Below are 23,463 nucleotides of genomic sequence, written 5' to 3'. Positions count from 1 at the left end.
CTCAATCAGGCTTGATGCAAGGAATCGGAAGAATCTAATATATTGTCAATGAAACAACAACTAAGAACCTGAATCATATAATTATTATCCATAGCAGTGCGTTTCATTTTTTGACGAAGACTAGGTTTGTAGGTTTGTTCAAGGTTAAGGAAATTGAGAGCAAAGCGTCTTAAAAGCGCAAAATTCTGGGGACTATGAAAAGAACGAATGCGACAAGCATCTTCCGCAAAAGTACAGTCGAGAGTCCAATGAGCTTCGTTTTCAATGCCCCAGTGTTTTCGGATCGCCCGACCGATAAGTTGAGCATCACTGTTTAAAGAGGTGAGATAAAACTGAACTTCACGGGTAGTTTTGTTCCAAAGATGACGTACACGGACTACCATCACTAGGGTTTTCAATCCTGCCCGTCATTTGGGTTGATAAAGCTCGCCAATAGCAGCAACAGGTACAGTCCAAACCTCACGAATTTCTCGGCGATGATGTGCTTTCTCAATTCGTTTGTCATAACTATCAGTTGCAAACTGTAAAGCTTTACGCTCAAACCGACGATGATATGCTTTCTCAATTCGTTTGTCATAACTGACATCAACGCCTCGGAAATTATTGGCTTTCTCAGTTTCAAACCACTGTTCGACTTGAGAATAAAGAGTGGGATGATTGGCCTTGAGTGCCAAAACATAATCAGCTTTTTGAGCGACAATCTGTTTGGCAATTTCAGTTTGTGTCCCCATTGCATCAATGGTGATGATAGCACCTGTGATATCTAGTAACTCTAATAATGCAGGAATCGCCGTAATTTCATTGGATTTATCTTCTACTTTCACCTGTGCCAAGACTAAACGTTGTTGACTTGCCCAGGCACTTATGATGTGGAGTGCGCTTTGACTCTGATTTCGATCATAAGAACCTCTAATGGTCTTTCCATCTATGGGGATAATCTCTCCTCCCATCGAACCAACTAGGGTTTCCACCCATTGCAGAAAACATCGATTTAATGCTTCTGGGTCGATGAATTCAAATACTCGACCGAAGGTGTCAGACGCTCGAAGACTCGCTAACGCTACGCTATCAGATGGAATACCGTTTGGTAATGCCAAAAACTCTTCTAACCACTGTTGCTTGCTGATGCCATAATTCTCAATATCTTCCCACCCTTGCGCTCCAGCGATGATGGCTAAAATCGCAATTATTAAAATATCTGTAAGTTGATGTTTTTTGGTTCGATCTACTCTCGGGTCTTTGATATCTCCAAAATGCTCCACTAAACTCTCTTGAATACTACCGATGTCTGCTATTTCTTTTGACTTTCGCTGACTACGTGCGTTTTGAAGTTCATCCGCAGATTTTGTTTCAAAGCCCTGTGACATCAACTTGACTCCTGAAGATTTTGGGACAACAGTATTGAAGTCTTCTCATTAATCTTGTTCTTAAGTCAAGTGCATTTTTTCCGCCTTTGTTTATGCTTATCTTACTTAATTTGTCAAGCTCACTTTATACCAAATTAGATGAGCTTACCCTGCATTTTCAACAACCAAAATTGTAGCCATATTTATCCTTACTAGCTCACCATTATTAGATTCTGTGGTTAGTTTAAGTCAAATGAATGAAGACTATTTTAAGTAATTCTGCGCGAGTAAATGGTTTAGTCAAATATCCAGATGCACCAACCAATTTGGCTTTTACTTTATCTACAATTCCTTTATTCCCAGTCACAAAAATAATGGGAGTCTTTTGAAATATCGAATTATTTCGTATAATTCGGCACAACTCATAACCATCTATTCCGAGCATATTTAAATCCAACAAAATTAAGTCTGGTTTGTGCCTTATAATTGATAAAACGGCTTTTACTGGATCGTTAATAGTCACTACAGAAAAGTTTTCATTTTCTAAGAAACGGCTTATTTCTTTGAGAATTGTGGGGCTATCATCTACAGAAACGATTTTGTGGACTTTTTGTGCCGTTACAGTAGCATCTGTTACTTTTTGGGAAGCAGGGTTTATGTTATTTGATAGTGTTGGTTCCTGAAAGTTTTCTTGGGGAGGAAGAGAAATCTGTGGTAATAGTGAAACAGGAGATATATTCTCTTCAGCAATCACAGGGTAAGAGTTGATGGTGCTATTTAGCTCTTTTGTGGTATTTTCTATCTCTGGAATTAATTTTGATAAAAGCGTTTGCTCTTCAAATAGCTTTGGTAACTTATCATAAGGTGGATCGGGTTCATGCAAGATAATCGCACCATTAAGTATATAAGGGTATAAATTGCGAGCCAGTTGAATTTCATCTTGATTCAAAATTGTTGCCAGGTGACACAAGCTGAAACCCTTCATCCAATTAATCAAATCTGGCTGAAGTTTTGGTAAATCTTTTTCCTCAATTTTGCTGTTAATCAACAGATATGGACGTTGATATGGAGAAGAGATTTGCGGAACAAAAGCTTGCCAATTCTGTAATCTTCCTTGACAACGTTCTAGAATCTTCTCTACATCTAGCCTACAAATCCTTGGCATTCTCTCAAGTGGTTCTGTTAATTCATAAATACCTTCTTTAATTAGCAAAAATGATTCAATCACCTCTTTAACTAATTCTTGAATCAGCACTACTGCTTGTGTAGAATGTAGATGTTGTTGACTAACAAGCCAGGATATCGCCTGATATTCAGGAGGGTGGCTTCTGGAATTGCTGTCATATTCAAGTAACTGATTGTGTGAGTCAGGTTCAAATATCAGACGGACTTGAACCCGCACCTCGCTAGTAAGCAGGGGAATTTGGTGGCTGAGGCGGCGCAAATGGCGTTCTAGTCGATCAAAAGGTTCCACTGAATGAGTAGCGTAAGTTATTTTGCCCTGCTCTAAGTAAATTGACCAACAAGCTGAGTTACTTAATGCTTGTAAACAAGTACTATCGAAGCAATTGGATAACTGTCTTAACAAACTTAGAGGACGTAGTTTGGTGAATGAACCTGAGTTATTCATATTTTTCAACTTTCTTGCGGAATCAACAACTGAACATTTGTAGATTGAAAATATCAACGATGAAGTATTCTCTTCTTTGTAATATTTATCTACGTACAATTTATTCCTTTTAAAATATGTATATATTTTAAAAATTATAAGTTTTATAACTTATTTGTTACATTTGGTACTTTTTGCTTAATTTGTCTCGAACCACAAGTAGGTATGAATAAAGAGAAACATTTATCATAGCTAGCCTATCAGTAAATATTGGTTAATTCTGGATTTTACCAACTCCTGACAACTCTTACCTTAAGACCTTAGTAATGACGTTTATTTATGTATACTCACAAAAATCAGGCAAATTTGATTCCAAGTTAACGCAGTTACACTGGTATACTTCTGGAGCTAACGATCTTAATTATGGTTAATAATTTTTCTGTAAAGGAAGCATTCTTCTACATAAAATCTTTAAAAACTTATCTAGGAAAGTTTACGTATTTATTGTACTGTAGGTTTAATGGATATAAATTTTTGGTAGATACATTACAACAGGTAACACTAGGTTTTGATAAACTCTTTTTTGCTAAACTAAGCTGTAGTCAAGTTTTTCTTAAAAAATATATTGAGAACTTCATGAAAATAATTTGTTTAATAAAGATTAGAGCATCTACCACTAGATACTATATTCTGTAGTGACCTCGATGGCTGAAATTATATACTCGGACAAAAAGGAAATAAAGCTTTGAACTTTAACATAACACAAAAAGTTATGCATGATACATTAAGACTTGATGAAGTAGTAGAATTTGCTGAGAACCCAGAACCACGTTGTCCTTGTGTACTTTTACTAGATACATCTGGATCGATGCAAGGAGATCCGATTGAGGCTTTAAATCAGGGTTTGCTCAGTCTAAAGGATGAATTAGTCAAAAATTCCTTAGCCGCAAGACGTGTGGAAGTGGCGATCGTCACTTTTGATAGTAATGTCAATGTAGTACAAGACTTTGTGACTGCCGATCAATTTAATCCGCCCATTTTAACGGCACAGGGCTTGACTACAATGGGTGCAGGCATTCATAAAGCTTTGGATATAATTCAAGAGCGGAAATCTCAGTATCGTACTAATGGGATTGCTTACTATCGTCCTTGGGTATTCATGATTACCGATGGCGAACCCCAAGGTGAGTTAGAGAATGTAGTGGAGCAAGCATCTGTGCGCTTACAGGGAGACGAAGCAAATAAGCGTGTAGCATTTTTTACAGTGGGCGTAGAAAATGCGAATATGACACGTTTAAATCAAATAACCGTGCGTACACCTTTGAAACTCAAAGGACTAAATTTCATTGAGATGTTTGTCTGGCTATCAACTAGTATGTCAGCTGTTTCTCATTCGCAGGTAGACGAACAGGTAGCACTACCGCCGATTGGTTGGGGGACTGTTTAATTAAAAATCGCAGCTTGATGTTGACACAGCGAGCTGTTGAAAAAAATCTATGAAAATATCAAAACAGATTGCTCAATGGCGGATTGTGGCTGCGTCGGTATGTGGTACAAGTCACTTAAAAAACAAGCAATTATGTCAGGATGCTCATCACTGGCAAATATTGTCTGATAATGTTTTGGTGGCAGCCGCAGCAGATGGTGCGGGTTCTGCTAGTCTTGGGAAAGTGGGAGCGATGATTGCTGTGGAGACAGCAATAGAAAGCATTTCTAGCAGAGGAATCACCCAAAAAGTTTTGAGTGATGATGCGTTTGTGCGATCGCTCTTAAATGATGCCATACTAGCCGCCAAAAAAGCTGTGGAAGCTGAAGCGGCTACTTGTGACAAACAACCTCAAGACTTAGCAACTACCTTAATTATGATGGTTGCCACACCAGAAGTTGTAGCTGTAGTGCAAATAGGTGATGGTTTGGCAGTGGCAAAAGATAGCATGGGCAATCTCCTCGCTCTAACTATACCTGATAGCGGCGAGTACATCAACGAAACCACTTTTTTAACTTCTCCTACAGCCTTAGATACAGCGCAGATGAGATTATGGCGCACCGACATAGTTAATGTTGGTATCATCACCGACGGACTACAAATGCTGGCTTTGAATATGGTTGTTGGAGAACCACACAAACCATTCTTTTTTCCACTGTTTGAATTTGTAGCTAATACCGAAGATAAGACAGAAGCGAAGGAGCAGTTAGTAAAGTTTTTACGCTCAGATAGAATTACCCAACGCACTGATGATGATTTAACACTCATTATAGCTGCATTCAACGACTCATGAGCAATCAATTTACAGGTTTCACATCTTAAATAACTTCCGTTAGCGGTAATTTCATTATGCAGGTACTACGTTGTTCCCCTAGAAAAGAAATCCTCAGCCTCAATGTCAGTTTGGGGCGTGGTGGTGAAGCTTGTGTTTATGCAGTGCCATCTGATAATGACTTGGTGGCGAAGATTTACCACAAGCCAACTACAGCCCATGCTGATAAATTACAGGCGATGCTTGCCAACCCGCCAGAAAACCCTACAGCTAGTTTGGGTCATATCTCTATCGCTTGGCCAGAGGATTTATTGCGGACACCAGATGGCAAAAATAGCATCTTGGGCTTTTTGATGCCACGGATTCAGGGGATGCGTCCAATCATTGACTTTTACAACCCCAGAACCCGTCGTCAACACTGTCCCCTATTCAACTATCAGTACCTGCTCCGCACGGCTCGTAACTTGGCCGCAGCTTTTGCCGCTTTGCACGCTAGTGGATATTGTATAGGTGATGTCAACGAGTCAAATATCCTCGTCAGTGACACCGCACTAGTGACTCTGATAGACACAGACTCCTTCCAAGTACTCGACCCCAACAGCAATGTTGTTTATCGCTGCCCAGTCGGAAAACCAGAGTTTACGCCACCAGAACTACAAAATAAAACTTTTGCCCAACACGATCGCGAAATTTCTCACGATTTATTTGGGTTAGCAGTGCTGGTATTCCAACTCTTAATGGAAGGCACTCACCCATTTTCGGGGATTTTTCAAGGCTCTATTGAGCCACCGCCCTACGAAGCCCGCATTGCATCGGGTCATTTTACTTACAGCCAAAAACGGTACGTACCCTACCTACCTACCCCCATTGCACCCCCTTGGGAAATTCTTCATCCCAGCCTACAAGAACTATTTGTTCGTTGTTTTGAAGAGGGTCACAACAACCCACAGTTGCGCCCCAATGCCCAGACTTGGCTCTCAGCCATCGCTGAAGCTGAAGATTCCTTAATTACCTGCACCACAAATCCCCAGCATCGCTACAACAACCACATGCGTAGCTGTCCGTGGTGTGAACGGACAGTGCGATTAGGCGGACGCGACCCCTTCCCATCACATCGGGCTATAGAAGCGAGAGAACATCTCCAACCGCGAATCAAAGCGAAAAAGCGCTACACCCAGACACCGTATTTTCCCCAGCGCAGTATGTCACCGCACTTAGGTAATTATTGGCAGCCAGTAATTACTCCAAGCGGTTCATCTTATAAACGTTCCAAGAAGTCAAAATTGTACCCGGTTATTTGTTGTTTGCTGGGTTTCGGTTTATTGGGTTATGCGGACGTAATGATTAAATTCACTCAGCCGTTGGTTTCCCAAAATGCTTACACTCAACAAACATTGAAGTCTCGCCAGACAATTAACAAACTCAGCTTCGCTGACTACTATCAGCAGAGTCAAACTGCTTACAAAGACCGAGATTACGAAAAAGCAATTGCCAGCTTAACCGCAGCAATTGAACAACAACCAACACATACCACAGCAATTGTAAATCGGGGCAATGCCCGCTATAACCTCAAAGACTACGAAGGAGCAGTTACAGATTATAGTCAAGCTCTTAAAATCAATCCCAATCAAACCAAAGCCCTTGTGAATCGGGGTAATGCCCGCTATATGCTCGCCGAATATAGCAACGATCCCGATGCAGAGTATAACCTAGCGATCGCAGACTATAATCGAGCTATCGGTCTGGATAAAAACGAAATTGAAGCTTATATCAGACGGGGGATTGTCCGCACCCAAATGGCTAAATATAGCGGTGAATCTCAACAAGCTTACAAAAGAGCGATCGCAGATTTTACTCAAGTCATAAAACGTAATGTATCGAAAGCAGAAGCTTATTTTCAGCGAGGTGTTGTCTATTATCAAATTGCTCAATATAGCAGCAATTATGAACAAGAATACAATCAAGCGATCGCTGACTTTAACCAAGCATTAACCCTAAGCCCTAAACTAGCAAAAGTATATCTCAAACGAGGTATGGTTCGTTATGAACTCGCACAATATGGTGGTAGTGAATCTAACAAAAATCAGGCGAAAGCTATCGAAGATGTACAGGCATCTGCCAAAATGTTTCTTGAGCAAGATGATATGGATAATTATCAGCAAGCACTCAGTAACTTATGCGTAGTCGTAGAACGCAAATGCGATCCTTTATTTCAAAGCTCAAGTAATGTGGAAAAAACTAACTAAAAACAAGTAAGTTTTTTTACTAGTATATTATTGGTTTTGATTGGAGAAATCAAGCCTAACTAGGGTTAGCATCAGCTAGCCCTAGTTATTTATTTGGTAACATTTTTATTTAATTAAGCAATTTATTTTCATGTTTATAGATATTCATAGAGCTTTTATATAGAAAAGATGTTAATTTATCTTTCCTTTATAATTTCGGGGGAAATTACAGTTAGATTATTGACGGAGAAAAACAAATCAGAAATCAATTTTTCTCTATCTAAGTGCATCCTCTTCATGTCGAAAAGTCAAATAAAATAATATCCCTACAAATCTCCGAGGTAATTGCATGAAAGCGGTGATTTTGGCTGGAGGACTTGGTACACGCCTCAGTGAAGAAACTAGTATCAGACCCAAGCCGATGGTTGAGATTGGTGGTAAGCCAATTCTCTGGCACATAATGAAGACTTACTCCGCCCACGGCATTAACGACTTCATCATTTGTTGCGGTTACAAAGGTTACATAATTAAGGAGTATTTTGCTAACTACTTCTTACACATGTCAGATGTTACCTTTGATATGCGATTTAACCAGATGAACGTGCATTCTGGTTATGCAGAACCCTGGCGTGTTACCTTAGTCAATACGGGTGATAATACCATGACAGGCGGACGCTTAAAGCGAATCAGGGAACATCTTGGTAATGACACCTTTTGCTTTACTTATGGTGATGGTGTCAGTAATATTAATATCACCGAGCTAGTGAAGTTTCACAAAGAACAAAATACATTAGGAACACTCACAGCAGTTCAACCAGCCGGACGTTTTGGAGCCATTTCCTTGGGATATGAGCAAACTAAAATTACCAGCTTTCGGGAAAAACCTGAAGGTGATGGAGCTTGGATTAATGGCGGTTATTTTGTGTTAGAACCAGAAATAATCAATTTGATTGCTGATGACTCTACAGTATGGGAGCAAGAGCCATTAGAAAAGCTAGCTGATATGGAACAACTATCTGCTTTTAAACATGATGGTTTTTGGCAACCTATGGATACTTTACGCGATAAAAACTATCTAGAGGGGCTATGGAAAAACAATCAGGCTCCTTGGAAGGTATGGTAAGGGGACTGGGGACTGGGACTGGGAAAGAATTTTTCTAACCAATACCCAATCCCAAATAACTTTATGGATTTACTGTAATTTTAAGTGCGATAATACTAATGTATGATTTTGCGATTATAGGTGGGGGAATAGTTGGACTCTCTACAGCATTGGCTTTAGGAAAACGCTATCCCAATGGGCGTATTTTAGTACTAGAAAAAGAGAGTCAATGGGCATTTCACCAAACAGGCAATAATAGTGGGGTAATTCATTCTGGTATTTACTACAAGCCAGGGAGTTTCAAAGCTAAATTTTGTCGTGATGGTTCTCGCTCTATGGTAGAATTTTGCCAAGAGCATGGAATAGAACATGAAGTTTGTGGTAAAGTCATTGTTGCAACAGAAGAACAAGAACTACCACGTCTAGAAAATCTCTACCAACGCGGCTTAGACAATGGTATAGAAGTTAAGAGAATCAGCCCCGAAGAAGTCAGGGAAATCGAACCTCACGTAAAATGCGTAGGTGGGCTTCGGGTATTCTCAACTGGGATTGTTAATTACAAGCAAGTTTGTTTGAAATATGCCCAGCTAATTCAACAACAGGGTGGAGATTTGCATCTCAATACAAAAGTTCTGAAAATCTCCCCAAGTGGTAAAAATCAGGTACTAGAAACAAACAAAGGTAACTTTGCAACCCGCTTTGTAATTAATTGTACGGGATTGCATAGTGATCGCACCGCCAAATTAGGTAAAGTTGAACCCCAAGCCAAAATCGTCCCATTCCGGGGAGAATACTACGAACTCACCCCAGAAAAACGCTATCTCGTCAAGACACTAATTTACCCAGTTCCCAATCCCGATTTCCCCTTCCTGGGTGTCCACTTTACCCGGATGATTGATGGTAGCGTCCACGCAGGGCCAAACGCAGTTCTGTCACTCAAACGCGAAGGTTACAAAAAAACCGATTTTGACTTACGGGATTTTCTTGAAGTCGTCACCTATCCAGGTTTCTGGAAATTGGCAGCCAAACATGCTGATGAAGGCATCCAAGAAATCATTCGTTCCTTTAGTAAAGCAGCCTTCACCAGAAGTTTGCAAAAACTAATTCCCGAAGTCCAAGCAGAAGACTTAGTTCCCACCCACGCAGGAGTTCGCGCTCAAGCCTTAATGAACGATGGCAAGCTTGTAGATGACTTTTTGATTGTTTCCGGTCAAAACTCCATCCATGTTTGCAATGCTCCTTCTCCTGCGGCCACATCTTCTCTAGAAATTGGCAAAGCGCTTGTAGCAGAAATTCCCCAACCCTCGCATCTAAATAATGTAGTAACTGCATAGATATCATAGTTACTTCCGGTGCTGCTCAATTAAGGGATGAATCTTTTAGGGTGAGCATCTTGCTTGCTGGGAAGTACAAGGGATGAGTAATATACCCATTCCACAAGAAAAAGTTTAGCGCATCAGTTAAGAACCGCTATAGAGTGCTGTTACCCAATAGGTAAGTCAGCAAACTATGTAATGACTGTTAGCCTTATAGGTTGAGTCCAACGACCTAATCCCTAACCCCTTCCCTTGTAGGGAATGGAGCAAGATTCAAAGCCTCTCTCCTTTTAGGAGAGAGGTTTGGAGAGAGGTCAAATTATTGCATACAAACGAAAAATATAGCGGTTCCCTCTTGGATGCAACACCCTTTAGAACGCACATCTGTGCATCCCTACTAAACGAAAAATTTAATTCATCAATACAAAGGCATTAACCACAATGAAAATATTAGTAACTGGAACAGAAGGCTATTTAGGTTCATTATTACCGCCTCTGTTAATCGAACGCGGACATGAAGTTATCGGTCTAGATACTGGTTTTTATAAAGTCGGTTGGCTATACAACGCTAATGGGGTAACACCCAAAACCCTTAACAAAGATATTCGCAACATCACCCCCGATGATTTGGAAGGCGTTGAAGCAATAGTTCACATGGCGGAACTTTCCAACGACCCAGCCGGACAATTAGCACCTAATATTACCTACGAAATTAATCATGTAGGTTCAGTTCGTCTCGCTAGCCTGGCTAAAGCTATGGGTGTGCGTCGTTTTGTATATATGTCTTCGTGCAGTGTCTACGGCGTTGCTACCGCAGGTGATGTCACAGAAGAATCCCCAATTAATCCTCAAACAGCCTACGCAGAATGCAAAACTCTGGTAGAACAGGATGTCAGACCACTCGCTGACGATGATTTCTCTCCCACCTTTATGCGGAATGCCACAGCCTTTGGTGCTTCTCCGAGAATGCGCTTTGATATTGTTTTAAACAACTTAGCTGGGTTGGCATGGACTAGCAAACAAATCAAAATGACTAGTGATGGCACACCTTGGCGGCCATTAGTCCACGCACTGGATATTTGCAAAGCAATAGTCTGCGCTTTAGAAGCACCACGGGATATTGTACATAACCAAATCTTCAACGTGGGAGACACAGCAAACAACTATCGTGTCAAAGAAATTGCGGAAATTATTGCTGATATTTTCCCAGATTGTAAATTATCCTTTGGTGACAACGGCTCAGACAACCGCAGCTATCGGGTATCCTTCGAGAAAATCAACACAATTCTCCCCGGATTTAAATGTGATTGGAATGCCCGACTTGGTGCCCAGCAGCTATTTGATTTATTTAGCCAAATAGATATGGCTGAAGACACTTTCTTGTTTAGAGGATTTACTCGCTTAAAACAGCTAGAGTATCTAATCCGTACCGAGCAAATTGACAAAGATTTCTTCTGGAATAAAAAGTAGATAGAGTTGCCTATCAACAAAGAATCAATAATCTAAGTTTCCGAATCAACAATATTTGGTTCGGACTTATTTCATCCATCAAATTATTTGTAATCAGTGAGTTGAAAAATATGGCAAACGCAAAATGTCGTTTCAGTGGTCAACCTCTGCACCAAACCTTTATTGATTTAGGAATGTCACCTTTAGCTAATGCTTATCTGACAGCAGAACAGCTAAATCATGCCGAAAAATTTTATCCACTCCACGCTTATGTGTCTGAAGAGACTCTTTTAGTTCAATTAGAACAATTTGAAACTCCCGATCATATTTTTAGCGATTATGCTTACTTTTCATCTTACTCAGTAAGTTGGCTAAAACACGTCAAAGCTTACACTGATATGATGGTAGAGAAATTTGGCTTTAATCATCATAATCAAGTTATTGAGATTGCCAGCAACGATGGCTACCTATTGCAATATTTTGTAGAAAAGGGAATCCCCGTTTTAGGAATAGAACCAGCCGCAAATATAGCTAAGATAGCTCAAGATAGAGGTATTCCTAGTATCAACAAGTTTTTTGGGGTTGAGACTGCCAAAGAACTTGTGATACAAGGAAAACTAGCCGATCTTTTGATAGGCAACAATGTTTTAGCTCATGTACCAGATTTAAATGATTTCATCGCTGGGATGAAACTTATCCTCAAACCGAATGGTATTTTGACGATGGAGTTTCCTCACATTTTGCAATTGATTGAACAAAATCAATTTGATACTATTTATCACGAGCATTTTTCTTACTTCTCATTTATTACTATCGAAAAGATTTTTGCAGCACACAATTTGCAACTTTTTGATGTGGAAGAGTTATCAACTCATGGTGGTTCACTAAGAATTTATGCCAAACATAACGATGCTGATAGTCCTGACATCAGTGACCGAGTTAGCCATCTGAAAGCAAAAGAAATTGCTGCCGGACTGCATCAGATAGAGACTTATATTACATTTGGCGAAAAAGTCAAAAAAACAAAGCATAAGCTATTAAATTTTCTTCTGAGTGCAAAAGCAGAAGGGAAATCAATTGTTGGTTATGGCGCACCGGCCAAAGGCAACACATTGCTTAATTACTGTGGGATTGGGAAAGATTTTATCGATTACACAGTCGATTGCAACCCTTACAAACAAGACTTATTTTTACCTGGAACTCATATTCCTATCTTTGAACCAGACAAAATCCGCGAAACTAAACCAGATTATGTTCTAATTTTACCTTGGAATCTCAAAGAGGAAATTATGGAGCAAATGGCATTTATTGGCGAGTGGGGTGGACAGTTTGTTGTACCAATTCCTGAAGTAAAAATTTATCCGTGTTCTATTCCGGATAGGCTTTTAATAGCGTCGTAATTACTAAATATAACCCAAAAAGCGCCTTTTATTACTATTTTATTTTTGTCAATATGAGCATAGAGAATAGGTAAAAAGTAATTAAAAGGCGTAGTTTAATAAAGCTTTTGTTGTTAAATATCAAAAAATCAACTTAGAAGCAGCTTGTTTATTAACAAGCTGTTGTTAATAGCCTCTTAACTATAGAATTAAGCTTAATATGAATAAACTCCTGACTATTGCCATACCAACTTATAATCGTGCCAGTTTACTTGATAAACAGCTAACATGGTTGGCTCAAGCTATCAAAGGTTTTGAAGATGAGTGTGAGATTTTAGTATCCGATAATTGTTCAACAGATAATACTCAGGAGGTGATCCAAAAATGGCAAGTAAAACTTAACAATATTACATTTAAATCAAGTAAGAATCTAAAGAATTTAGGCGTAGTTAAAAATATTATGTATTGCCTAAAGTCTACAACAACAAAATATGTTTGGACAATCGGCGATGATGATCCAATTCAAGATAGAGCAATTGCTTATGTGATTAGCAAACTCAGACAACACGAAGATTTATCATTATTATTCCTCAATTTTTCCGGTCGTAACCAAATTACTGGTGAACCAGTTCATCCACCAACAATCGTTGGTAATCGCTGGTTTGATGTTGATAGTGAAGATGCTAAAGGTGATGGTAAAGCCATATTTGAACATTGTTTTTCAAAAAGTGTCGGTGCAGTCATTTTTCTGACTGCTACAGTCTATCGCACTGACTTAGTAAAACGCGCTCTACAGGATTGGTCAGATGCTGAGAATAACTGGATATCTTTAGCATATTTAGCCGGATATTGTGCTGCTAATGGTAGTGTAATTGTCACTAAAGAGACTTATTTAGAATGTATTGTTGGTGTGAGTTATTGGCAGAAAGAACCAAAATCAGCACTATTAATGCAATACAAACATATTCCTGAAGTGATTTTGAAATTAGAGCAGAGTGGATATTCTAAGCAATTTTGTAGACGGATGCTTTTGCAGAATGGTAAAGAAGTCAACTTAAAAGTTTTCTTGGGTGCTTTAAGAAGATGGCCGATGTCTGCCATCAAAACAGTAGTTCCATTTTTGGCTTTAGTCAGCTTATGTGCTTTTGATGTAATGGTTTCTAAAGAATTCGGTTTAGCAGAATCAAGCGAAATATCTACTGAAGAAGTACGTATCTATAAGCCATAAACTACCTAATTACTAACAACTATATATCAATAAGAGAAGGATTTGCACCATGTTTAACGCGATTAAACGCAAAATAGCTACACTCTCATCTGACTTTGAATATTACCTAGCTCGTTGGAAGCATAGCAGAAATCTGCCAGCATTAGCAGGAAGCGATCGCAACATCCTTAAGACTCTCAAAAAAGATGGTGTTTACGTCACCAATTTGGCAGATTTAGGGTTCGACTCTAGCTCCGAACTGCTCAAAGCTGCTCACCATCAATTGCTTCAGATGGAAAATCCCACCAATGAGCATCTAGATGAAAGATTGCCACAAATTTACACAGTTACAGGCTTACCAGAATTTTATGCCTGGGGTGTAGAGAAAAGGCTACTCAACATCATCGAAAACTATATCGGTCTTCCTATTGCTTTTCATGGTGTACATTTACGCAAAGATTTCAAAAGCAAATATCAGTTTGGGACACTACTATGGCATAGCGATGCAGAAGATCGGCGGATTATCAAAATCATTATTTACTTGAATGATGTAGAAGAAAAAACTGGGCCTTTTCAATACATCCCTCGCTCCCTAACTTCCTTATTTAGTTGGAATTATGTTCGACTTTACTACAAACTTTGGAAGTCAAACTATATGGGTATCGACGATGAACAAGTAAAACCAGTCATCCCCAAATCAGCTTGGAAATCTTGTCCAGGCCCAGCAGGTACAGTCATTATTGTAGATACCAAAAATGCCTTACATCACGGCACAGTTCGTACAGAAGACCGGTCAACACTATTCTTTTGCTACACCGCTAATCCTCCTGAACGGCCAGACCTCTGTACCCAATACTGGGATGATACTTATCCCAGAATAGAGTTACAGTCTGCATCAGATGTAGTTAAAGTTTCAAATTAAAAACGTAAATTTAATTAACCGCAGAGGCGCAGAGAACGCAAAGAAAGAGAATGAGCTTTACATAAAGCTAGAAATAAGAGTTTATGTGTCAATTCAAAAATGCTATAAAAATCAAATTTGTAGGTTTAAAATTGATACAAAATATCTCTCAAACTCTCATATCTCCGTGCCCTCTGCGTCTCTGTGGTTTGTTAAGCAGTTAGCAAGCCAACATTCATCTCAAAGGAATCATAATGATTTTCACCGCAACCGAACTCAAAGACGCATTCATTATTGACTTAGAAGAAAAGCCAGACCACCGTGGTTTTTTTGCTCGGTCTTTCTGCGCTCAAGAATTTGAAGCACACGGATTAAAGCCAACAGTTGCCCAATGCAACCTGTCTTTTAACTACAAAAAAGGCACTATCCGAGGAATGCACTATCAAATTCTGCCAGCAGCAGAAACGAAGTTAATTCGCTGTACTAAAGGCGCTATCTATGACGTAATTATTGATATGCGTCCTGAATCTCCTAGCTTTCTATCACACATTGGGGTGGAACTAACACCAGAAAACCGCCGCGCTTTGTATGTTCCAGAAATGTTTGCTCACGGCTATCAAGCACTTACAGATGAGACTGAAGTTGTATATCAAGTGGGTGAATTTTATACGCCAGGGTATGAGAGAGGTTTACGCTATGATGACCCATTCTTTGCCATTGATTGGCCTCTAGATGTAACTGAAATGTCTGAGAAAGATTTAAGTTGGCCTTTGTTGAGAATGATGACTGTTGGCAGTGCCTCTAAATAAATACAGGGATATTGAATGGTTCATGAAATTATTTTTAACGAACCGCAGTCGCGTAGCGTCTCGTTAGAGAAGGACGCAAAGAGCGCAAAGTAAATAAAGAGATTAGAATTGATGTAGATAGAACTATCAATTACTAATTAAAGTTTGGGATATTAAGTTAATGAAATTAGGTAGAAATAAATGTCAAATAAGATTCTATCTCGTATCGCTAATACTATATCTTTTGTCTCCAACAAAGTACAAGCTCGGATTAATTACGCTAAGACCTTAGAGGTTGTTTCTCTAAAGCCAAAACAACCTTCTAAGGGGAATGTACTTCTTTCTTATCGAATTGAGCCATTCCTCTTAAAACCTGGTCAGCCAATGCCTAATGACCACACTTGGTACTGGGAAGTTTGGCAGATAGCCCAAACTTATTTAGACTTGGGTTATAACGTTGATGTTATCCAGTTCCACAATGATAAATTCGTTCCGCAAAAGGATTACGTTTTTTTCATTGATATCCGTCACCGGATGGAAGCGCTTGCGCCAAAACTTAATAAAGATTGCATTAAAATTTTCCACGTTGACATTGCAAATATGGTGTTTCGCAATGCAGCTGAATGCAACAGGCTTTTAGAAGTACAACAGCGCAAAGGTGTCACCTTAAAACCACAGCGATTTGAGGTTCCTAACTTGGGAATTGAATATGCTGATTGTGCAATTGTGTTGGGTAATGATTTCACAACTGATACATTCAAGTATGCCAACAAACCAATGTATCGTATCCCAATTTCTTCACCTGTCGTTTATCCCTATCCTGATAAGAAAGATTTTGAAGCGGTAAGAAAACGTTTTCTGTGGTTTGGTGGTAGTGCTTTAGTCCTTAAAGGATTAGATTTAGTTTTAGATGCTTTTGCCCAAATGCCGGAATACCATTTAACAGTTTGTGGACCGGTAAGTAATGACAAAGAATTTGAGCAAGCTTTCTATAAAGAACTGTACGAAACACCTAACATTCACACCTATGGATGGATTGATGTTAGTAGCCCTGACTTTATAGAGGTTACAAATAACTGTCTAGGGCTGGTCTATCCTTCCGTTTCTGAAGGACAGTCAGGAGCAGTAATCAGTTGCTTACAAGCTGGGTTAGTTCCCATTTTAAGCTACGAATCTGGTGTGGATGTTCACGATTTTGGTGTGATTTTCGATAACCTTTCCATTGAAGAAATTAAGGCGAAAGTTATCAGTATTTCCAATTTGCCTGTAGAAGACTTAAAGTTGATGTCTCGTCAAGCTTGGGAATATGCAAGAGCAAATCATACTAAAGAAAAGTTTGCTCAAGTCTACAGAAATGTTGTGGAGCAAATTATCGAAAATCACAGCCAGAAAAAACATCCTGGTTCTATAGCATCTAGCAAACAACCAGTTAGTAGCCATCACTAATCTTAATTCTGATGAAAATGTACTTAATATTTAGCTGTAAGAAATTATTAAGTGCAAGTTTATAGAGAATTTGTATCACAACCAACAGTTCCAAAAAGGAGTTTAGTTCATGATTATTATCGATCGCGCCTTACAAGCCCGTGCAGCAGCAGGAAATCCTATCAAGGTAGGAATGATCGGTGCTGGTTTTATGGGTCGAGGAATTGCCAACCAAATTGTTAATTCCGTGCCAGGAATGGAGTTAGTTGCTATCTCCAATCGCCAGATTGATGCAGCTAAACAAGCTTATTTGGAAGCAGGAATTGAAGATATTCAAGTTGTTGCAACTGTCAGCGAATTAGAAGATGCGATCGCAAACGGTAAGTATGCAGTCACAGAAGACGCTAAGTTACTGTGTCGGGCTGAGGGCATCGAGGCCATAATCGAAGTCACAGGTGCAGTGGAATTTGGCGCTCACGTCATCATGGAAGCGATCGCTCATTGCAAACATGTGATCATGATGAATGCCGAACTCGACGGCACTATTGGCCCCATCCTGAAAGTCTATGCTGACAAAGCAGGTGTCATTCTTACTGCTTGTGATGGCGATCAGCCAGGGGTGCAAATGAACCTCTACCGCTTTGTAAAAAGCATTGGTTTAACTCCCTTATTGTGCGGTAACATTAAAGGACTCCAAGACCCTTATCGCAACCCCACCACCCAGGAAGGATTTGCTAAACGTTGGGGTCAAAAGCCCCACATGGTGGCTAGCTTCGCTGACGGAACCAAAATTTCCTTCGAGCAAGCGATCGTTGCCAATGCCACAGGGATGAAAGTCGCCAAACGGGGAATGTTAGGATATGACTTCAACGGTTATGTCGAGGAAATGACCCATTTATATGATGTTGAACAACTCAAAGAACTGGGTGGTATTGTCGATTATGTAGTTGGAGCAAAACCAGGCCCAGGCGTATATGTATTTGCCACGCACGACGACCCCAAGCAACGCCACTATCTCAACTTATACAAATTAGGCGAAGGCCCACTTTACAGCTTCTATACTCCTTATCACCTCTGTCATTTTGAAGTTCCCTTGTCCGTAGCGCGTGCAGTCCTCTTCGGTGATGCCGTTATGTCTCCACTCGCAGGCCCGTTAGTAGATGTTGTCACTACCGCCAAAATCGACCTGAAAGCTGGAGAAACCCTAGATGGCATCGGTTACTACATGACCTACGGACAATGTGAAAATTCCCCCATCGTCCAACAGCAAAATCTCCTACCAATTGGTTTAGCCGAAGGATGTCGCCTGAAACGGGATATTTCTAAGGATCAAGTTCTCACTTATGAGGATGTAGAATTACCTGAAGGCAGACTCTGCGACCAACTAAGAAATGAGCAAAACAATTATTTCGCCCCAGAAAAAATCTTGGTAGCAGTTGGGTAATAGGGCTTCATATCATAAAACGCGGGGATGGGGGGATGAGGGAGATAAGGAAGATAAGGGAGATAAGGGAGAAGAATTAATAACCCATGCCCAATGCCCAATGCCCCATTCCCTATTTAGGTCAAATTCATGAAAATTGCTCTAGTCCACGATTATTTAACCCAGCGAGGTGGGGCAGAGCGTGTATTTGAACTGCTTTGTAAGCGTTATCCCGAAGCAGACATTTTCACATCTCTGTACGATCGCCAAAAAACTATCGATCTAGGCGATCGCATAGTCAACACAACCTTCTTACAAAAAATCCCTTGTGCAGCAAAGTATTTCAGGTCAATGGCTCCTCTATACTTTCCTGCCTTTCGCTCCTTGGATCTGCAAGACTACGATCTAATTATTAGCAGTAGCACCAGCTTCGCCAAAGCAGTACGAAAAAATCCTCATGCCCGCCACATTTGCTTTTGCCATAACGTCACCCGTTTCTTATGGGATACAGCAACTTATTTAAGAGAGTACGGAGACTATAGATATTTTGCACCTTTAATTGAACAAGTATTTCAAGTAATGAGAAAGGTAGACCTGAAATATGCCCAGGAACCTGACCTTTACATTGCTAATTCTAGTGTTGTTGCCCGCCGGATTGAAAATATTTATGGCAAAAAGGCAATGATGGTTAACTATCCAATTGATACTAGTAAATTTGTTTTTTCAGATATAAAAGATGAATATTATCTGGCTTCAGCCCGGATGATTAGCTATAAACGCCTTGATATAATAGTCGAAGCTTTTAACTGGCTAGGATGGCGCTTATTAATATCAGGTGACGGGCCAGAACTAGCACGGTTAAAATCTAAAGCATTACAAAATATTGTGTTCTTGGGACACGTAAGTGATAGAACCCGTAAAGACTTGTTTTCCAAAGCCAAGTCTATTATTGTCGCAGCTTTAGAAGATTACGGGTTAGTTCCAGTAGAGGCTAATGCTAGCGGCACACCAGTTATCGCTTATGGTGCCGGTGGAGTATTAGATACTCAAATACCAGGTGAAACAGGAGTCTTTTTCAAAAGACAAACACCCGAATCTCTACAAATTGCATTACAAGAAGCCAATGGCATTTCTTGGGATTACGATCGCATCCGTAATCATGCAGTAGCAAACTTCTCAGAGAATGCCTTCTTTGGGAAAGTTGAGCAAATTATTAACCAAGCTTGTGGCGGGCATCAAATATTCATTTGATTTCGGAATCTTTTGACACTATAAGATTACCTATCATTTTATCTATCGTCCTCGGCGGGTTGTGAAAAAATAGGTACTATTCGGGATATCTCTTAGCGTAAGTCTTGAAGACAAGGATAATAAAAGTGGTTCAAACTAGCCTAAATCCTCATATAACTCCAGCCTCTGAAACTGAGCCAACTTACGGACAATTGTTTGCCGTATTTGTGCGAAGATTTCCTTGGTTTTTAGCAGTATTAATTAGTTCTATTGCTATAGCAGGTATGGTAACTTTAAAAACCAAACCAACTTATAAAAGTTCAATGCAACTGCTAGTAGAATCTAACTATCAAGGTAAGAAAGAAGGAGCAGGGGTAGATAGCCAGTTTACTGACTCTAATATTGTCATAGATACTGCAACTCAGCTTAACTTGATGCAGAGTTCTGGACTTATCCAAAAAGCAGTTGATAAACTTCAGTCTGATTATCCAGATATCAGTACATCTGAAATTAAAGCTTCTTTGGTCTTAACTCAATTGAGAAGTAAAGAAGATAATGTCGCTACAAAAATCTTTCAAGTTGAATACACTGCTGGAGATCCAGAAAAGACACAAAAAGTCCTCGGTGCAATTCGACAAGTTTATCTGGAATATAACAAACAACAGCAGACTTCGCGGTTACAAAAAGGTCTGCAAATTATTAGAGAACAGTTAAGTAAAGCCAGTGAAGAAGTAAACGCATCTGAGACTAATTTACAAAGATTTCGCAGAAATCAGAACTTAATTGATCCAGAGTCACAGGCCAAAGCGATTGAGACAGCTTTAAATAATATCGCTCAAGAAAGACAGACAACTCGCGCTCAGTATGGCGAGGCCTTAGCACGCCAAAAATCTTTGGAAGAACAACTTAACCGTTCTCCTCAAAATGCTCTAGTTGCTTCTCGTTTGAGTCAGTCTACTCGCTATCAAGGCTTACTAAACGAAATCCAAAAAAGCGAATTGGCACTAGCACAAGAACGCTTACGCTTTACAGATCAGACTCCAAATGTGCAAAAGCTCAAAGAACAGCTTCAGGGTCAGAAGGAATTATTGCAACAAGAAGTAGGAAGGACTTTAGGCGGAAAGTCTGCTAGTGGATTCACTTCTGGAGACTCTCTTCTGGAAAAAGGACAACTTGGTCAAATTGATCTTAGTCTTGCTGGTCAGTTAGTAGAAACGCAGACAACTATAGTTGCTTTAACTGCTCGCGATCAAAGTTTAGCTCAGAAAGAAAACGAGCTACGTTTGGAAATCAAACGCTTCCCGCCTCTGTTAGCTTATTACAATCGGATGCTACCGCAGTTGCAATTTAGCCGTGAAAGGTTAGAGCAACTTTTAAGAGCAGAACAACAATTGCGGCAAGAACTTTCCAAGGGTGGATTTAATTGGGAAGTGGTAGAAGATCCCCAAAAAGGCACACAATTAGGCCCCAATCTTCAGCAGAACTTGCTGTTAGGTGCTGTGGTTGGGTTGATGTTAGGAGGCATTACTGCCTTCATTCGAGATTCTGCTGATGATGCAGTTCATACCACTGCTGAGTTAGAGAAGCAAATGGCTCTACCTTTGTTGGGAACAACCCCCAAGTTACCGCCAGCTAAACCCAGAGAATCAATGATTAAATTGCCCTTTGGCAAGCCAGAAGTTCTCGCCCCTTGGACAATTCAGGTATTGCAATCTCCACCGCGTTGGGAATCGTTGGATCTGATTTACAAGAACATTGAACTTTTAAACACTGTTGCTAACTTGAAGTCTTTGATGATTACCTCAGCTTTACCAGATGAGGGTAAGTCAGCTTTGGCGTTAGGTTTAGCGATGAGTGCTGCCCGTTTACACAAAAGGGTGTTACTAATTGATGCCAACTTACGCGATCCGAGTTTGCACCACCAACTGAATCTTCCTAATGAACAGGGGCTTTCAACTCTACTAGCAAGTGATGCAAGTCTACCCAGCCAGATTAGTCTTCAATACGCAGGTTCTTCCTACATCGATATTTTGACTGCTGGCCCTAAACCTGCTGACCCAGCTAATCTGTTGAGTTCTCCTCGAATGATGCAATTGATGGCAGCTTTTGAGGAAAACTATGATTTGGTACTCATAGACGCTCCCCCAGTTCTCGGCTTGGTGGATGCCATGCTTACCGCATCATCTTGTCGTAGCGTGGTTATGGTGGCAAGCATTGGTATTGTGACTCGAAGTCAGCTTACTCAGGCTACAGCAATGCTAAGTAAGTTAAACCTGATTGGGGTTGTAGCTAACGGGGTATCAAACTCTAGTAGTAATTACGTACCTTATATCAAACAACAGCAATTAGCTTTGCGACAAGCTGTAGAAAAGTAGCTAGTATGGCTGCGATTGATCCCCGACTTCTTTATATAAGTCGGGGATCTAATTAGTTTAAATACAACACATAGTAGGGTAGCACATCTGTGATGCCCTACTTTTTAATGAGCAAAATTTAATTTTATTGCTATCAGGAAAATTTTAGTATATTTATGCGATCTTTATGGGTTTTCAGAGAAATTACTGGCTCTTTAAAGAGTAAATAAAGAATTTATTTGAGCGATCGCTATTCCTAAATAGTCTTATATTCTAGAGATTAAAGCACTTCACAAAGGCTAGAAGATACGAGCAGACTGGTTTTGGTAAATCTATCGATACAACAAACACCTCAGTGCAAGTAAACGTAGATATAAATTTATGGGTAATTTCTCTCTACATATTTCTACTTTCAGTAGTTACCGGAAAATACCGATTGCCCATGAATATTGATAGTAACGTTGATTTGTAAACCTCTACACAAGCAGAATTCTGTACGATATGTGCTTGGCTGAGTGGCAAATAGTAACAACATATTTTTACCCTCAATTCTCTCCAATTTGGACTTACAACAAGATTCGGATTTGGGTCTTTGGCATTAATAGCCTTTGATAACGCCTCAGTAATTCACTCCTGTATAAACCCAAAGACATTATGACAACTTCAATAATTCCAACTCTAGAGAATTTATATGATGTAACCCAGGAACACCAAGATAATCGTGGGTACTGCACACTCCTGTGGCGGCGGGGTCAGCTGTTGGTAAAGCAGCCTGGACGAGTGAAACAACCACATCTGCCTGCATTAAATAGTAAGCGATCGCTAGTAGAATGCTTACAACATTCTCCTGTAAGTTTGGTAAACATAGATCCAAAGCTGGGTGAAACTTTGCTGAGGTTTTGGGCAGATGCATGTCAAGAAGCTCAAAAACCAATATTCCTCAGCATACCAGCTGGCAATAAACCTTCTAACCAACCCTGGAGACAATTGCAGCGACTAATTGATTGGATTGCTGCTTTGGTACTACTGCTATTAGTAAGTCCAGTAATGCTGGGATTGATTGCATTAGTGCAGGTTTACTCACCAGGAACGCTTTTTTGCCGTGAATGGCGTGTTGGAGAACGGGGTAAACTCTTTCAAGCAATGAAGTTTTACACGCACAACATTACACCACTAGGGCGTTGGATGGGTAAATACAATCTCGACAATCTCCCACAGTTATTTAACGTGCTGCGGGGTGACATGAGTTTGACTGGTGGTGGATCTAATTGCTGGACTTTAGAAGATGCAGTACAGCTAAATAAACTACCAGACATTAAAGCTTCCTGGGAAGTAGAGGCACAGTCTCACCTGTTACATCTAGATAGCCAAACACTGTAATTCATCTGTGCGGTAATTGATGATTTCATCTACCGCACTGAGGCTAACGCAAAAATTACTTACATTGCATC

General features: G+C 40.0%; 16 protein-coding genes and 1 pseudogene. 15 read left to right on the top strand and 2 right to left on the bottom strand.

Going from position 1 to position 23,463, the window contains the following annotated elements:
- Window positions 1-5 precede the first annotated feature (5 nt).
- Both FBB35_RS16805 and FBB35_RS16800 read right to left on the bottom strand, forming a co-directional pair.
- Window positions 6-1,367 (bottom strand): annotated as a pseudogene (locus FBB35_RS16805) (ISAs1 family transposase).
- 223 nt (window positions 1,368-1,590) lie between these two features.
- Entirely contained in the window at window positions 1,591-2,976 is a 1,386-nt protein-coding gene (locus FBB35_RS16800; RefSeq protein ID WP_174710607.1) for a response regulator, read from the bottom strand.
- A 751-nt stretch (window positions 2,977-3,727) separates the two neighbouring features.
- On the opposite strand from FBB35_RS16800, the gene FBB35_RS16795 reads away from it, so the two are divergent.
- The 15 genes from FBB35_RS16795 (at window position 3,728) to hepC (ending at window position 23,392) form a co-directional block, all read left to right on the top strand.
- On the top strand, window positions 3,728-4,402 hold the full coding sequence (locus FBB35_RS16795; RefSeq protein WP_114082323.1) for a VWA domain-containing protein: 675 nt from the start codon (window positions 3,728-3,730) through the stop codon (window positions 4,400-4,402).
- A 49-nt stretch (window positions 4,403-4,451) separates the two neighbouring features.
- Window positions 4,452-5,234, top strand: a complete 783-nt coding sequence (locus FBB35_RS16790) for a PP2C family serine/threonine-protein phosphatase (protein WP_174710606.1) — start codon at window positions 4,452-4,454, stop codon at window positions 5,232-5,234.
- Window positions 5,235-5,290: 56 nt separating this feature from the next.
- Window positions 5,291-7,459, top strand: coding sequence for a tetratricopeptide repeat protein (locus FBB35_RS16785; RefSeq protein WP_174710605.1), 2,169 nt, complete (start codon window positions 5,291-5,293; stop codon window positions 7,457-7,459).
- A gap of 328 nt (window positions 7,460-7,787) precedes the next feature.
- The gene (rfbF, locus tag FBB35_RS16780) at window positions 7,788-8,561 is read left to right on the top strand and encodes a glucose-1-phosphate cytidylyltransferase (protein WP_174710604.1); all 774 of its coding nucleotides are present in this window, start codon (window positions 7,788-7,790) and stop codon (window positions 8,559-8,561) included.
- A 98-nt stretch (window positions 8,562-8,659) separates the two neighbouring features.
- Entirely contained in the window at window positions 8,660-9,874 is a 1,215-nt protein-coding gene (gene lhgO, locus FBB35_RS16775) for an L-2-hydroxyglutarate oxidase (RefSeq protein WP_174710603.1), read from the top strand.
- Window positions 9,875-10,297: 423 nt separating this feature from the next.
- Entirely contained in the window at window positions 10,298-11,326 is a 1,029-nt protein-coding gene (locus tag FBB35_RS16770) for an NAD(P)-dependent oxidoreductase (protein WP_174710602.1), read from the top strand.
- A 110-nt stretch (window positions 11,327-11,436) separates the two neighbouring features.
- Complete coding sequence (locus FBB35_RS16765; protein WP_174710601.1) at window positions 11,437-12,705, top strand: class I SAM-dependent methyltransferase; 1,269 nt, start codon at window positions 11,437-11,439, stop codon at window positions 12,703-12,705.
- Between the two features lie 199 nt (window positions 12,706-12,904).
- A complete protein-coding gene (locus FBB35_RS16760; protein WP_174710600.1) occupies window positions 12,905-13,912 on the top strand; it encodes a glycosyltransferase family 2 protein in 1,008 nt (335 codons plus the stop codon).
- Between the two features lie 49 nt (window positions 13,913-13,961).
- Window positions 13,962-14,813, top strand: coding sequence for a phytanoyl-CoA dioxygenase (locus FBB35_RS16755; protein WP_174710599.1), 852 nt, complete (start codon window positions 13,962-13,964; stop codon window positions 14,811-14,813).
- Between the two features lie 233 nt (window positions 14,814-15,046).
- Window positions 15,047-15,601 (top strand): dTDP-4-dehydrorhamnose 3,5-epimerase, encoded by a 555-nt coding sequence (gene rfbC / locus FBB35_RS16750; protein ID WP_174710598.1) that lies wholly within the window; start codon window positions 15,047-15,049, stop codon window positions 15,599-15,601.
- Window positions 15,602-15,781: 180 nt separating this feature from the next.
- On the top strand, window positions 15,782-17,026 hold the full coding sequence (locus tag FBB35_RS16745) for a glycosyltransferase (RefSeq protein ID WP_174710597.1): 1,245 nt from the start codon (window positions 15,782-15,784) through the stop codon (window positions 17,024-17,026).
- A 109-nt stretch (window positions 17,027-17,135) separates the two neighbouring features.
- A complete protein-coding gene (locus FBB35_RS16740) occupies window positions 17,136-18,449 on the top strand; it encodes an NAD(P)H-dependent oxidoreductase (protein WP_174710596.1) in 1,314 nt (437 codons plus the stop codon).
- Between the two features lie 129 nt (window positions 18,450-18,578).
- A complete protein-coding gene (locus FBB35_RS16735) occupies window positions 18,579-19,679 on the top strand; it encodes a glycosyltransferase (protein ID WP_174710595.1) in 1,101 nt (366 codons plus the stop codon).
- A gap of 125 nt (window positions 19,680-19,804) precedes the next feature.
- On the top strand, window positions 19,805-22,033 hold the full coding sequence (locus FBB35_RS16730) for a polysaccharide biosynthesis tyrosine autokinase (RefSeq protein WP_174710594.1): 2,229 nt from the start codon (window positions 19,805-19,807) through the stop codon (window positions 22,031-22,033).
- A gap of 633 nt (window positions 22,034-22,666) precedes the next feature.
- The gene (gene hepC, locus FBB35_RS16725) at window positions 22,667-23,392 is read left to right on the top strand and encodes a heterocyst development glycosyltransferase HepC (protein ID WP_174710593.1); all 726 of its coding nucleotides are present in this window, start codon (window positions 22,667-22,669) and stop codon (window positions 23,390-23,392) included.
- The last annotated feature ends 71 nt before the right edge of the window (window positions 23,393-23,463 follow it).

The organism is Nostoc sp. TCL240-02 (assembly GCF_013343235.1).
In the GTDB taxonomy this organism is placed as follows: domain Bacteria; phylum Cyanobacteriota; class Cyanobacteriia; order Cyanobacteriales; family Nostocaceae; genus Nostoc.
Note: the sequence above shows the minus strand (reverse complement) of the source record. Positions and strands in the feature narration are given on the sequence as shown.

Bases quoted from the DNA above. Each gene is read 5' to 3' on its own strand.
- FBB35_RS16800 (WP_174710607.1), bottom strand. From the start codon at position 2,976: ATGAATAACTCAGGTTCATTCACCAAACTACGTCCTCTAAGTTTGTTA.
- FBB35_RS16795 (WP_114082323.1), top strand. From the start codon at position 3,728: ATGCATGATACATTAAGACTTGATGAAGTAGTAGAATTTGCTGAGAAC.
- FBB35_RS16790 (WP_174710606.1), top strand. From the start codon at position 4,452: ATGAAAATATCAAAACAGATTGCTCAATGGCGGATTGTGGCTGCGTCG.
- FBB35_RS16785 (WP_174710605.1), top strand. From the start codon at position 5,291: ATGCAGGTACTACGTTGTTCCCCTAGAAAAGAAATCCTCAGCCTCAAT.
- rfbF (WP_174710604.1), top strand. From the start codon at position 7,788: ATGAAAGCGGTGATTTTGGCTGGAGGACTTGGTACACGCCTCAGTGAA.
- lhgO (WP_174710603.1), top strand. From the start codon at position 8,660: ATGTATGATTTTGCGATTATAGGTGGGGGAATAGTTGGACTCTCTACA.
- FBB35_RS16770 (WP_174710602.1), top strand. From the start codon at position 10,298: ATGAAAATATTAGTAACTGGAACAGAAGGCTATTTAGGTTCATTATTA.
- FBB35_RS16765 (WP_174710601.1), top strand. From the start codon at position 11,437: ATGGCAAACGCAAAATGTCGTTTCAGTGGTCAACCTCTGCACCAAACC.
- FBB35_RS16760 (WP_174710600.1), top strand. From the start codon at position 12,905: ATGAATAAACTCCTGACTATTGCCATACCAACTTATAATCGTGCCAGT.
- FBB35_RS16755 (WP_174710599.1), top strand. From the start codon at position 13,962: ATGTTTAACGCGATTAAACGCAAAATAGCTACACTCTCATCTGACTTT.
- rfbC (WP_174710598.1), top strand. From the start codon at position 15,047: ATGATTTTCACCGCAACCGAACTCAAAGACGCATTCATTATTGACTTA.
- FBB35_RS16745 (WP_174710597.1), top strand. From the start codon at position 15,782: ATGTCAAATAAGATTCTATCTCGTATCGCTAATACTATATCTTTTGTC.
- FBB35_RS16740 (WP_174710596.1), top strand. From the start codon at position 17,136: ATGATTATTATCGATCGCGCCTTACAAGCCCGTGCAGCAGCAGGAAAT.
- FBB35_RS16735 (WP_174710595.1), top strand. From the start codon at position 18,579: ATGAAAATTGCTCTAGTCCACGATTATTTAACCCAGCGAGGTGGGGCA.
- hepC (WP_174710593.1), top strand. From the start codon at position 22,667: ATGACAACTTCAATAATTCCAACTCTAGAGAATTTATATGATGTAACC.